Source organism: Stappia sp. G46H5W (genome assembly GCF_058448995.1).
Genome location: NZ_JBZFLL010000007.1, coordinates 49,202 through 61,658 on the forward strand (window position 1 = coordinate 49,202; position 12,457 = coordinate 61,658).

Consider the following 12,457-nt stretch of genomic DNA (forward strand, 5'->3'; position numbering starts at 1 on the left):
ATTACAGATGTTCCGCACTTATGCCGGATCTGAAGAGGGGTATCACGACAACGTGGCGATGTAAATTTTCCCTATCACCAACCGTTGTTCGCACTCCGTATTTCAGGAAATGCAACTTCTGGATGGGAACAAAGCCCCCCTGCCGGGCGAGCGCGCCGTTCGCCTGGCCGCTCCTCGCCCGGGTGCCCTTGTCCGGTCAGATGGTCAACAGTCGGGCCGGTCGGCGCAGCCGACTTCCTGCCGGGCGGCCACGCGCCGCGATCCGGCCACTTCGACGCGGCTGCGCACGCTCAGGACATCCGCCATGTGCTTGCCGTCGGTCGCCCGGGTGACCCGGCAACGGTGCCGCCACAACAGGTCGTCCCGCTCGAAGTCGACGAGCTCGATGGAGATGGCTTCGCCGGGATCGATATTGGCGTGATAGGCGACACTGCGCCAACGGGTGATGGCGTTGCGCGCAAAGTCCGGGTCGACGTTCCACTCCGCCCGGTCCACGAAGGCCGGGACATTGGCGAAGTAGAGAAAGCCAGCCCCGTTGAAGTCCTGCGAGGGACAGGGGAAGAACAGTTGCGGCCGATGATCGGCGGCAACGATCGCCCCCTCGTCCCAGGCCCACAAGGTGCCGTCGACACCGCCGTTCGCCAGGTCCGGCTTGCTGGCCTCGGAGACCGGCGGCAGACCCTGGATCTCGACGCGGACCACCGACCGGTTCGACGTCTGGCCGTTGCGGTGAACGAAGACCGAGACCATGCGCACCACACCGAGCAGGGCACCGCCGATGCTCAGCCGGTGTTCGCTCTGCACCTGGGTGCGCGACAGGCGGAACAGGCTGGAGCGGATCACCAGCGTGTCGTTTTCCTTGGCCAGATCGAAGCGCGCGCCCTCGATCCGCACGGAGCGGAACGCGGCATAGACCGTGTGCCCGGCCTCGTCATAGAAGTCGGGAAAGTCGTATTCCGCCATGCGCGCGAGCTGGATCCAGTGGCGATGGCCCAGCTCCTTCAGCAGCCAGGCCTCCGACAGTCCGCTGAAGGCCAGATGCGGCATGCCGAGATGGACCCGGTGGGTGCTCGCCCAGCCTGTCGCCCGTTCCCGGTGGGACGCCACCCCTGGCCCGGACCGGGGCCGGTTTCTCTCTTGCAGTGTCACGGGACATGATCCTCCGCGATTTCGGGGTCGGCAGGCCGGCGGGACGCCGCCTATTCGAGCCGGTCGGTTCCGGTATCCCTGGCCCAGAGCGGGCCACGATCACGGCGCACCTTGCGCACCATCGCGTCGAAGAGCTTGGCGGCGAAGGCATCGCCCGCGACCAGCTCTTCTGCCGCCGCCGCGCTGCGGAGCCGCACCTCGTCGGTGAGAGGGGTATTGGCACCGGGCAGCATGCCGGCCTGGCACTGGATCTCGGCCGCGCGCTGCGCGTTGTAGAGCAGCCAGAAGGTGCGCGGCACGTCGCGCTCGCCGACCGCAATGCCGTGGTTGCGGAGCACCAGAACGTTCTTGTCGCCAAGGCTGGCGACCATGCGCGGACGCTCGTCGGCAAAGACCGTCACGCCCTCGAAGGCGTGGTAGCCAACGCGGCCGAAGAGCTGCGCACCATAGAAGTCGTCATAGGTGAAGCCGCCTTCCTTCAGCGCGATCGCGGAAATCGGCGTCGTGTGCGTGTGGGCGATGCAGTGGATGTCGTCGCGCGCCTCGTGGATCGCCCCGTGCAGGGCAAAGCCCGTCCGGTTGGCCGGATAGTCCGACGGCTCGACCAGGTTGCCCTCCACGTCGACCTTCACGAGATTGTCCGGCGTGATCTCCTCGTAGTGCAGCCCGAAGGGATTGACGAGGTAGTGGCGGTTGGGGCCCGGAACACGCAAGGAGATGTGGTTGAAGATCATCTCGGTCCAGCCGAGATAGGCAACGAGATGATAGAACTCGGCAAGCTGGACGCGCATGCGCCGCTCCTCGGCGGCCATCTCGTCCTGCGCCTCGCCGGATTTTGTGCTGGAAACCGTCTTCAGCATGGCTGTCTCCCGTTCGGATGGGGCTCGACCCGGCGGGCGCGCCGCCGGACCTTGGGCACGAGGGTCAGTGGGCGTGCTGGATCAGCGCGGTCAGAACGCTGCGGTCGCCGGAGAAGCGCTTGCGGCCATGAGCGACAAGGATGTTGTCGAGGACGAGCACGTCGCCCTTCTGCCACTGCACCGGCTTCTCGTTCTCCAGCAGCACGTCGTAGATGTGCAGCACGTCCTCGGCCGCGATCTCCGTGCCGTCGCCGTAACGCATGTGGTCGAGAAGCTGCGGCGCCTCCTCGAGCGCGCGGGCCAACCGGTCGGCGGCCTCGGTGCGGCCGTCGAGCCGGGCCCATTTCAGCGCGGAGACGGGCGAGAAGATGTGCACCTGGTTGAACCAGACATCGTCGCCGGAGCGCGGGTGCTGCCGGGTGGTGGGCCGCACCTCCTGCCACAGCTGCATCGATCCGTCGTCCAGCCACTCGTAGCGCCAGCCAGACTTGGCGGCGACCTTCTCGGCGTCCTCGCGCCTGTCGGTGGCGAAAACCTCGTGCCAGGTCTTGGGCACGCCCGGCCGGGAGGCGACCTTCTCCGGCAGCGGCAGGTTGCGGCAGAGCTGCACGCCGCCATGGACCTCGAAGCGCTCGCGGACCTTCGGGTCGATGGCCCGGGTGATCGCGCGCATGTCGCCGATGGTCGTCTGCCCGCCCTCTTCCGGCGGCCGCTCGCAGAAGAAGGAGATGCGGTCGGGCGAATTGTCCGTGTAGGACATTTCCTGGTGCAGCGGGATCGAGTAGGACCCGGGGATCTCGGTCGCGGTCATGATCCGGCCGTTGACGACCTTGCGCGGCGAGGTGCCGCCGACATAGTCCATCAGATCGGGCGCGACCACGTCGAGGACCTTCTGGTAGTCGCTGGACGTGTGAACGCAGTCGAACCCGCGCAGCAGGACGCCGCCGTTCTCGTCGAGCTGGGCGGAAATCCGCTCCTTGGATTCGGCAAGATAGGCGGCGAGCTCGTCGAGGCTGAAACGGGCGCCGTCGCGCGGCGACCAGACCACGATCGGGACATCGGGACCGAGAGTGCTTTCAACGTGCTGCATGACGCGAACTCCTGGTTGGGGTGGGTCGGAAGGCCGGCCTTACGGCTTGACCTGGAAGATCGTGGCGAGCGCCGTCGCCACCAGCTTCTTGCGCGTGCCCGAAAGGGCGTAGACATCGGCGCGGCAGACGGCATGGCGTCCGCCGTAGTTGAGGACCTGGCCGTGGCCGACCAGCGTCTGGCCGACGGCGGGAGCGAACATGTTGAGCTTGTATTCGGAGGTCACGACATCGCCGGCGACGGAGGCGGCCGCCCAGGCGCAGGCGCTGTCGGCCAGAAACCCGATGATGGCGCCATGGCCGAAGCCGTGATGCTGGGTCAGCTCGCGGCGCATGGGAATGCTGATTTCCACCTCGCCGTAGCGATAGGTATCGAGGCTCGCCCCGACCCATACCGCGAAAGGCGTCTTGCCGATCACCGCTCCAATCTCGTCGCGCGAGAGAACCGGCAGTTTTTCCTCGGACATGGACCTGTCTTCACCTCGTCACGTTTGCAAAAAATCCGCGGACCGGACGGGCCTTGCCGGCCCGGTCCGCATTCGGTCAGTCGTCGCCGCTCGCCGCCTTTGCCGGTTCGGCCTCGGCAGCCTGGGACGGCCGGCGGGCAAGGATCGCGAGCGTCTCGTCGAGGTAGCGCTTGCGGGTCTCGGCCCGGCGGATCTTGCCGCTCGAGGTCTTGGGGATGGAGCCCGGCTCCAGCAGGATGATCTTGTGGAAGGTGACATCGGCCTCGCGCAGGATCTCCTGGCGGATCGCCCGCGTCGCCGCGTCGATATCGATCGACTGGCGATTGCCGATCCGCACTTCCTGGGCAAGCACCAAGGTCTGAATGCCGCTGTCGGGATCCTCGACCGCGAAGGCTGCGCCGGAATTGTTCTTCAGGCCCGGCCAGGCACGCTCCGCCACATATTCGATGTCCTGCGGGTAGACGTTGTGGCCGCGGACGATGATCAGGTCCTTGTGGCGGCCCGTGACATAGAGCTCGCCCTCCAGCACGAAGCCGAGGTCGCCGGTGCGAAGATAGCGCTCGCCGTCTTCCTCGCCGGCAATTCGGGCATGGAAGGTGCGCTGCGAGACCTCCTCATTGTCGAAATATCCGAGCGGCACATGCGGGCCGGCGACCCAGATCTCGCCGATCTCGCCATCGGGCATGGCGTCGAAGGTCTCCGGATCGACGATGCGCAGCGTCTCGTCGCGCAGCGCCCTGCCGCAGCCGATCGCCTGCGTCTCGTCCTTCTCGTCGCTCGGTGCGGCGGCCGCGCCCCGCGCCAGTCCCACCCGGCTCACCGGCCGCAGGATCGGCACCTCGCTCCGGCTGCCGCCGGTGATCAGCAGCGTCGCCTCCGCCATACCGAAGCAGGGGTAGAAGGTCTCGGGACGGAAGCCGATGCCGGAAAAGGCCTCGGTGAAGCGCTGCAGGGTGCCGGCGCGCACCGGCTCGGCGCTGTTGAACGCAAGCTTCCACGACGACAGGTCGAGGCCGGCATCGATGATCAGGTCGCGGCGCTCGATGCACAGATCGTAGGCGTAGTTCGGCCCGCCGCTGACCACCGCGCGATAATCGCTGATCGCCTTCGGCCACAGCCAGGGCCGGTGGGCGAAGAGATTGGGTGACATCAGGATGCAGAACGTGCCGAGATAGAACGGCTCCAGCACGTTCGCGATCAGCCCCATGTCGTGATAGAGCGGCGCCCAGCCGACATAGGTCGGATTGTCGTCGTTGCCGAAGGCCTCGGCCATCATCTCCAGGTTGGCAGCCAGATTGGCATGGCTGACCATCACGCCGCGCGGCACCGAGGTGGAGCCGGACGTGTACTGGATGAAGGCGAGTTCGTGCGGCAGCGCCTCATGCGGGTCGGCGGTTGGCGCAGACCCGCCTTCATCGAGATCGATGGCAATGAAGGTAGCGTCCCGGTAGCTCGGCAGCGGGCTCAACTGGGCGCGGACGAGCGAGGCCTGGTCGAGATTGCTGAACACCACGGCGGCGGCGGCATTCTCGGCGATGGCATGCACCGTGTTGCGCAGGCGCGAGCCCTTGAGAGGCACCATCGGCACCGGCACCACGCCGGCGAAATGGCAAGCGAAGAAGGCAACCACGAAGGCAAGTCCGGTCGGGAACATCAGGATCGCCCGGTCGCCGGGGCGCGTGTGCTGCCGTAGGCGCTGGCCGTAGATGCGCGCCAGCCGGTGCAGCTCGGCGTAGGTCAGCGCCTCCTGCTCGACATTCTCCGGGCCGAGATAGAGGAAGGCCCGGTCGTCCGGCCGCGCGGCCGCGTAGGAATCGAGGAGCCCCCAAAGGGTGGGAACGCTGACGCTGCTCAGATCCCGGCTCTTGTCCAGCATGGTCTCTCCTCCGGAAGGGGCATGGGGCGGGCGGACGTGCCCGCGGGTTCGAATTCGGCCCAGCGGGCCAGGGTCCTGATTAGGATCGCCTCAAGGCGGCGCGTCCCGTCGGCATCGAAGAAATGCGCGCCCGGCAGCTCGCCGCAGGTGAAACTGCCGGTGGTGTGGGCCGACCACTCGATGAGCTCGCGCAGCGACATGATCGGATCGTCGGAGCCCTTCACCGCCAGCATCGGGCAGTCGAGCGGCGGCTGGCCGGCATAGCGATAGATGTCGGACAGCTGCAGGTCGGCGCGAATGACGGGCAGCACCTGACGCAGCCAGTCCTCCTTGCCGCGCATATGCTCCGGCACGCCGCCAAGGCGATGGAGCGCGGCAACCAGCTCATCATCGGGAAGACTGAACAGCTCGCCGTGGCTGAGCTGGCAATGGGGCGCGCGGCGACTGGCGACGACAAGGCCGGCGGGCATGTCCTCGCCGATCAGCCGCAGGAAGCGGGTCAGCTCGAAGGCGATCAGCGCACCTAAGCTGTGACCGTAGAAGACGAAAGGCCGCCGGGATCCCGCGCGGGATTTCAGGAAGTTGCGGACCAGGCCGGGGACCAGGGCACCGGCCCATTTCGGCAGGACGTGGCAGGTCTCCGCCGTACGACCGGGAAGCTGCACCCGGTGCAGCGCGACTTCCGCGGGAAACTTCGACTGCCAGGCCGCAAAGGAGTGGCGGCTGCCACCGGCATGGTGGAACACGTAGAGATCGACCGCCGCCCGTGCGCGGTCGCTGACAAAGATTTCGGCCCTCGCGCTCACGCCGTCCCCCGTTGCGTGGAGAAGCGGATGTCCAGCCGCTCAGGGCCGCGCAGGATCAGGCTGTTGGCCTGCCAGCGGCGCTCGGGATCGACGCGCTCGAAATCGCCGTAGCCGTTCAGCAGCACCTTGAGGAAGGCATCGCCCTGGACACGGGCGAGCAGTGCGCCGAGGCAGGAATGCATGCCGAAGCCGAAGCCGATATGCGCCGTGCCCTTGCGGTCGAAGCGCAGCTCGTCGGGAGCCTCGAACACCTCGCCGTCGCGATTGGCCGAGCCGAGGCAGAGCAGGATCTGCTCGCCGGCGGAGATGTCGATGCCGCCGACCGTGCAGTCCTCGACGGCGAGGCGTTTGGTGAACTGCAGCGGCGTCTCGTAGCGGGTGACTTCCTCGATCGCGGAGCGGATCGACGCCGCATCGTCTCCCAGCGCCTCGAACTTTTCGCGGTGATCGAGGATGGCATCGACGAGATTGCCGATGAGGCACTGGGTCGTCTCGGTGCCGGCGACGAAGGACATGACGCAGGCGAAGGCGATCTCCTCCTCCGTCAGGCCGGCGCCATCCACCTGCGCCTCGCACAGGCGGGCGATGATCGTGTCCTTGCCCGACTTGCGGATGCGGGCCGCATGCTCGCCGAAGTAGCCGGTCAGCTCGCGCATGCTGCTCGCCGCCTTCTGGAAGGCGGAGCGGTTCATCATGCCCGGGTCGAGCAGGTAGCGCACGGCGTGGACCTTCTCGGCAATGCCGGGGCGGGCCTCATCATCCACCGCCATCCAGTCGCACAGGATGTCGATGGGCAGCGGCACGGCGATGTCCGCCATGATGTCGCAGCCGCCGCGGGCGGCATGGGTCGCAAGCAGGCGCTCGATCCGGTCGGTCAGCACCGGCAGGAGAGCGTTGATCGCCTCGTTGGAATAGGCCTGGTTGACCAGCCGGCGCAGGCGCATGTGCTCCGGATTGTCCGTGAAGACGATGGAGGTCTGCAGGAAGCGCAGCATCTGGCCATAGTCCTCGAACCGAAGGCGGGCGGCCTGCTTGACCACCGTGTCGGGGATCAGGCGGACGCTGAACTTGCGGCTGCGCATGACGGCGAGCACGTCCTCGTAGCGCGACAGGATGAGCGTGCCCTTGGTGCGCAGGATCGGAGCCTCGCGGCGCAGGCGCGCATAGACCGGATAGGGATCGGCACGGAAGGCCGGGTCGAGCGGGTTGAAGACGATGTCCTGGCCTGCCGGCACGCGGGCAGCAGCGCTGCCTGCACGGGGTTCTGCTGCTGGGGCGGTGACGGTCATGGCACGGTTCCCTGTTGCTGGACGCGGGCAAGACGGGGTCGCCCGGCGGCACGGCTTGCGCCGCCGGTGGTGTTCGACGCGGGCAGCGGGCCGGCGAATAGGCCGGCCCGGTTCCACTCACATCCTCGAGGTTTCGGAAACCGGACGGTCGGTCGGACGCAGCGAGATGCGCAGCAGGCCGATCTTGCCCGTGTAGAAGCCGATGGAGGTCTGCTTGAGATAACGCTCGTAGCGCTCGGTGACGGTCTCGCCGACCAGCTTCACCGCCTCGTCGCGCCGCCGGCGCAGGTTGCGCGCCCACGCATCGTAGGTGCGGGCATAGTGCAGGCGGTGGTTGACCAGATAGGTCACCTCCATCACCCCGTCCGCCGCCGCGGCGATCTCGTCCAGCCGCGGCAGGTCGGCGGCCGGGAAGATCTCCTCGTTGATGAACTGGCTGGCTTCCTCGTTGCGCATGGTGCCGTAGACGAAGGTCTGCAGCGACATGCGCCCGCCGGGCGTCAGCCACTTGGAACAGGTGGCGAAGAAGTCGCGATAGGTCTCGATCTTCACCTCGCGGCTGTCCTCGGGCTTGGCGAAATGCTCGAAGGCGCCGACAGAGATGATGCTGTCATAGGGACGGTCGGGCTTGTGCTGGGTCCAGCTCTCGAGGCGCACCTCGATCTGCGGGATGCCGAAGCTGCGCACATTGTCCGCCTGGTCCTCGCTCAGCGTCAGGCCGACGATCCGCTTCAGGCCGGAATAGCTGCTGGCCTTGCGCACCAGCGCGCCCCAGCCGCAGCCGACGTCGAGCAGGGATTCCGCCTTGTCCGCCCGGGCTTCGCGCAGGTGATGGTCGATCTTGCGCTGCTGGGCGGCGGCCAGCGTGTCGTCCTCACCCTCCCACAGGGCGCTGGAGTAGGTGAGCGACTCGTCGAGCCACAGGCGGTAGAAGTCGCGGCTGACATCGTAGTGGTACTGGACCGCGGCCATCGAGCCGCCGTAGTCGGGCTGTTCCGTCTTCATGGTCTCTGCCCTCATCCTGCCGTAGCGTGCTGGCGCTCGGCCTCACGGGCGACACCGGAGGCGATGTTGTCGAGCGTTTCCGCCTCGAACAGGATCGCCAGCGGGATCTCGACGCCGAGCCAGGTCTCCAGGTCCATCGCCAACGCCGTGGTCAGGGCGGAGTCGAGACCGAGGGAATCGAGGCCGTCGCTGCCCTTGATGGACGCCTGGTCCATTCCGAGCACGTTGGAGATGTAGGTCTTGAGCCAGGCAAATACGGCGGCCTCGTCGACCTTTTCCGCGATCTGAACGTGATCCATTGGAACTCCTCCTCTTCCTGCAAGTGCGTCGGGTCAGGCGCTGCGAATTTCCCGGCGCTCGATCTGCTCCTTCGTCGGGACCTTGATGTCCCAGGCCTGACCGAAGAGAGCGAGCAAGCGGATGACCCAGTAACCGGGATCGATGCGGTACCAGGCGAGCCCGAAGGACGCGGAACCGGGGAAGGCGTGGTGGTTGTGGTGCCAGGACTCGCCGAAGATGAAGGGGGCGAGCCAGCTGATGTTGGTGCTCTGGTCGTCGGTGACGAAGCGGCGGCGGCCAATCAGGTGGCACAGAGAGTTGAGCGCGAAGATGCCCTGCTCGACGATGAACATGCGCACCATGCCGCCCCACAGGAAGCCGGTCAGGGCCCCCATCCAGGACTGGCTCACCAGCCCGCCGATCACGGTCGGAATGAGCAGGCCGAGGATGATCCAAGTGTAGTAATGACGGTTCACCCAGATCATCACCCGGTCCTTGAGCAGGTCCGGCGCGTAGTGCACGACATTGGGATAGGGATGCGCCACCATCCAGGTGAAGTGCGCATGGATGAAGCCCTTGATCTTCCCCGAAAAACCGCTGCCATGCAGGTTCGGCGAATGCAGGTCGCCTTCCTGGTCGCCCAGCTCGTGGTGACGCCGGTGCATCGCTGTCCAGGAGATCACGCCGCCCTGCCCCGCCATCGAGCCGAAGATGCCGAGAGCGGCGCGAACAGGCGCCGACGCCTTGAAGCTGCGATGGGTGAAGAGGCGGTGGTAGCCGATCGAGATCCCGAGCCCGCTCAGCGTCCAGAACACGAAGAACAGCGTCAGGTCGGCGGTCGTGATCGGGTGAAAGAACAGCAACACGATCGCACAGGCGGTACCGAGGATCGGCAGCACATCGAACAGGAAAAAGTGCATCCTCTGCATCTTGTGCAGGTGCGGACTGTCGATGACCTTCTGGCGCGGCTGCCCGGGCAGTTGCGCCTGCTGGAACATCTGATGAGCGATCTGGTCGCCTCTGTTGAGCATCACTCTTCCTCCAATCGCAGCCCGCAAGTCGCCGGAACGGACCGTCGGATGACCTGTGTACATGAAGTATTTCTCGCACAAATACATCGTATTCGAACGAAAAATAGCTATTTATCACTTGATCACGCTAACAGTGAGGATGTTTTTGCCGAAATTCTTTAAATATATCGAGTGAGTCACTTCAAATATGAAGACCATTACAAGAAAGTTGAAGAATGATTCCTTACGTAAATTTATCAATATCGTCATTATTTACGATATTGATTTCTTCTTTGTCGCGAAGAAGTGTTTCACGCGTCACGCGATGCAGCCCCCACCCCGCGATCGGACCGCGTAGAGAAACGAGCCGGCCATCAAGCCACGCGAACAAGAGAAACACCGCAATCCAGGCTTGCATCAACCGCTGGCAGCCCTGTAAAGCAGGCGCCGCGGAACGCCCCTTCCTCCCGCTCGAGAGCTCCGGCCGGCCATGACTTACGATGACGCGAACATGCTCTCGGCGTTTCTCATCTATATCGTCGGAGCGGCCAGCCCCGGGCTCGGCAACATGACGATCGCGACCACGGCGATCCGGCAGGGTCGCCCCTCGGGCTTTGCGGTAATGGCCGGGGTGATGGCCGCCGGGCAGACCTGGGCGCTGCTTGCGGCCTTCGGCCTGTCCTCGGTGCTGGTCGCCATGCCGGCGGCGATGATGGCCGTGGGCGTGGCCGGCGGCGGTTATCTCGTCTGGCTGGCGTGGAAGACCTTTCGCCAGTGGAAACCCTCGACGGGACCGACCCGGGATCAGGAGGCGGGGCAGAACGGCGCCCGGATCGGGCTCGCCGGCCATTTCCGGCGCGGTTTCCTGATCCAGATCCTCAATCCCAAGGCGAGCGTCGGCTGGATCCTCATCATCACAGCCGGGGTACGGCCGGAGTCGCCCTGGTACGCGCCCCTGGTGATCGTGCTCGGCTGTCTCGTCCTCGGCCTGTGTATCTTCTCGGCCTATGTGCTGCTGTTTTCCTCGCGCGTGCTGAACCGCGAGGAAGTCGCGAACTCGACCGGCTTCCGCTATGCGCTGGCGGCCGTCTACGGCCTGTCCGGCCTGTGGCTGATCGTCGACAGCCTGAAAATCTCAGCCTGACACAACAAAAAAGGCGCGGACCGTTTCCGGATCCGCGCCCCTGATCGATGAGCCGGCGGTGCGCCAGCGCTTGTGGGCTCAGCCCTTCGGCATCGTCGCCTGCATGGATGGGCGCTCCGAGACGATCTTGAACCACGCCGCAAGGCCCGGATGGGCGCTGCGCCAATCCTTGTCCGGGAACCGGAAGTCGAGATAGCCGAGGGTGCAGGCCGCGGCGATCGACCCCATCGACAGCGGTCCCTGCAGGTGCGACAGCCAGGTCGTCTCCAGCGCATCGAGGCCGCTGTCGATCTTCTCCATCTGGCCGCGATGCCAGTCGTCCCAGTAGAGCGCTTCGGGCCGCATGATCTTCTCGTAGCGGGCGAGCAGCGCCGCATCGAGGATCGAATCGGCCAGCGCCTCCAGCGTCATGACGGCAAAGCGCTCGTTGCCCTCGGTCGGCACCAGCACCGGCGAGGCGGCCTGCGCATCCACATAGGCGCAAATCACGCGGCTGTCGTAGATCGCGGACCCGTCGTCCAGCAGCATGGTCGGCACCTTGCCGGACGGGTTGCTGGCGACGATGGTCTTGTCGCGGTTGACCGGGTTGGCCGCCGAGCCGAGCAGTTCGATCCGGTCCACGACGCCCTTCTCGTGGGCAACGACCATGACCTTACGCACATAAGGCGAGGCGGGGGAGAAATAGAGCTTCATCAACACTCTCCAGTAGGGTTTCAGAAATGTCCGGCCTGTGCCTGGCTCGCCTGGCGCAGCGCGGCTTCCGGGTCGGCCTCCAGCCGGTCGGCAAGGAGCTGGCCGGCGAATATGACATGTTCGCTCATCAGGTTCTGCGCCCGCGTACCGTCCCTGTCGCCCAGCGCCTTGAGAATACGGCGGTGGTCGTCGTGGGAGCGGTGGATGACCTCGAAATCGTCCCAGAGAATCACGCGGTCGGAAACGAGCGGCACGTTGTGAGACTGATGGACGAAGCGGCCGATCCAGCGGTTGCCGGCCGCGCCGATGATGGTCTCGTGGAACTCCACGTTCATGCGTCGGTAGGACGGCAGCTGATCGGGATCGAGCCGCCCGACGGACAGGATCGCATCGCCCTCGTCGACCAGCGCCTCCATACGCACGAGCTGCGCCTTGTTCAGCCCCGCCTCCGCCGCCAGCCGGCAGGCAAGCCCTTCCAGGTTCGCCCGGACGGTGAAGGCCTGGCGGATGTCGGCGACCAGGAAACGGCGGATGCGATAGCCGCGATTGGGTTCGTAGTCGATCAGGCCGTCCTGGGCGAGCCGGGCCAGCGCGGTGCGCAGGGGCGTGCGCGAAACGCCAAGAATTTCCGCGAGCTGGTCCTGATGCAGCCGTTCGCCGGGCGCGAAGCGGCCTTCCAGGATCATCTCGCGAATGGCGGTCGCCGCTGCATCCGCGCTGGTGACGTCGGCTGTCGGTGCCGGTGCCTGATCGAGTGGTGTCATGGATCCAAAATGACCTGTTTCACGCGA

At 65.9% G+C, this 12,457-nt stretch carries 13 protein-coding genes; 1 reads left to right on the forward strand and 12 read right to left on the reverse strand.

The features are described 5' to 3' along the window. Positions 1-204: 204 nt before the first annotated feature. The 10 genes from ACVJ6E_RS20965 to ACVJ6E_RS21010 all read right to left on the reverse strand — a co-directional run bounded on the left by ACVJ6E_RS20965 (position 205) and on the right by ACVJ6E_RS21010 (position 9,850). Positions 205-1,107 (reverse strand): Pnap_2097 family protein, encoded by a 903-nt coding sequence (locus ACVJ6E_RS20965; protein ID WP_147421846.1) that lies wholly within the window; start codon positions 1,105-1,107, stop codon positions 205-207. Positions 1,108-1,199: 92 nt separating this feature from the next. Further along, positions 1,200-2,009 (reverse strand): class II aldolase/adducin family protein, encoded by an 810-nt coding sequence (locus ACVJ6E_RS20970; protein WP_120268507.1) that lies wholly within the window; start codon positions 2,007-2,009, stop codon positions 1,200-1,202. 64 nt (positions 2,010-2,073) lie between these two features. Continuing rightward, complete coding sequence (locus ACVJ6E_RS20975; RefSeq protein ID WP_120268506.1) at positions 2,074-3,099, reverse strand: TauD/TfdA family dioxygenase; 1,026 nt, start codon at positions 3,097-3,099, stop codon at positions 2,074-2,076. A gap of 39 nt (positions 3,100-3,138) precedes the next feature. After that, a complete protein-coding gene (locus ACVJ6E_RS20980; RefSeq protein ID WP_067220273.1) occupies positions 3,139-3,564 on the reverse strand; it encodes a PaaI family thioesterase in 426 nt (141 codons plus the stop codon). A 76-nt stretch (positions 3,565-3,640) separates the two neighbouring features. Further along, on the reverse strand, positions 3,641-5,440 hold the full coding sequence (locus tag ACVJ6E_RS20985) for a fatty acyl-AMP ligase (protein WP_120268505.1): 1,800 nt from the start codon (positions 5,438-5,440) through the stop codon (positions 3,641-3,643). Beyond that, a complete protein-coding gene (locus tag ACVJ6E_RS20990) occupies positions 5,416-6,246 on the reverse strand; it encodes an alpha/beta fold hydrolase (protein WP_120268504.1) in 831 nt (276 codons plus the stop codon). Before ACVJ6E_RS20990 ends, ACVJ6E_RS20985 begins: the two co-directional genes overlap by 25 nt. Further along, positions 6,243-7,535, reverse strand: a complete 1,293-nt coding sequence (locus ACVJ6E_RS20995; RefSeq protein WP_147421845.1) for a cytochrome P450 — start codon at positions 7,533-7,535, stop codon at positions 6,243-6,245. Before ACVJ6E_RS20995 ends, ACVJ6E_RS20990 begins: the two co-directional genes overlap by 4 nt. A 117-nt stretch (positions 7,536-7,652) precedes the next feature. Beyond that, the gene (locus tag ACVJ6E_RS21000; RefSeq protein ID WP_067220263.1) at positions 7,653-8,540 is read right to left on the reverse strand and encodes an SAM-dependent methyltransferase; all 888 of its coding nucleotides are present in this window, start codon (positions 8,538-8,540) and stop codon (positions 7,653-7,655) included. A gap of 11 nt (positions 8,541-8,551) precedes the next feature. Beyond that, positions 8,552-8,839 carry an acyl carrier protein gene (locus ACVJ6E_RS21005; protein WP_097175684.1) on the reverse strand — a complete coding sequence of 96 codons (288 nt, stop codon included), beginning with the start codon at positions 8,837-8,839 and terminating at the stop codon, positions 8,552-8,554. Between the two features lie 33 nt (positions 8,840-8,872). Further along, positions 8,873-9,850 carry an acyl-CoA desaturase gene (locus ACVJ6E_RS21010; protein ID WP_199681137.1) on the reverse strand — a complete coding sequence of 326 codons (978 nt, stop codon included), beginning with the start codon at positions 9,848-9,850 and terminating at the stop codon, positions 8,873-8,875. Positions 9,851-10,319: 469 nt separating this feature from the next. On the opposite strand from ACVJ6E_RS21010, the gene ACVJ6E_RS21015 reads away from it, so the two are divergent. After that, on the forward strand, positions 10,320-10,973 hold the full coding sequence (locus tag ACVJ6E_RS21015; RefSeq protein ID WP_120268502.1) for a LysE family translocator: 654 nt from the start codon (positions 10,320-10,322) through the stop codon (positions 10,971-10,973). Between the two features lie 78 nt (positions 10,974-11,051). On the opposite strand, the gene ACVJ6E_RS21020 is transcribed toward ACVJ6E_RS21015, so the two are convergent. After that, on the reverse strand, positions 11,052-11,666 hold the full coding sequence (locus tag ACVJ6E_RS21020; RefSeq protein WP_120268501.1) for a glutathione S-transferase: 615 nt from the start codon (positions 11,664-11,666) through the stop codon (positions 11,052-11,054). A 20-nt stretch (positions 11,667-11,686) separates the two neighbouring features. Beyond that, complete coding sequence (locus tag ACVJ6E_RS21025) at positions 11,687-12,430, reverse strand: GntR family transcriptional regulator (protein ID WP_120268500.1); 744 nt, start codon at positions 12,428-12,430, stop codon at positions 11,687-11,689. Positions 12,431-12,457: the final 27 nt, after the last annotated feature.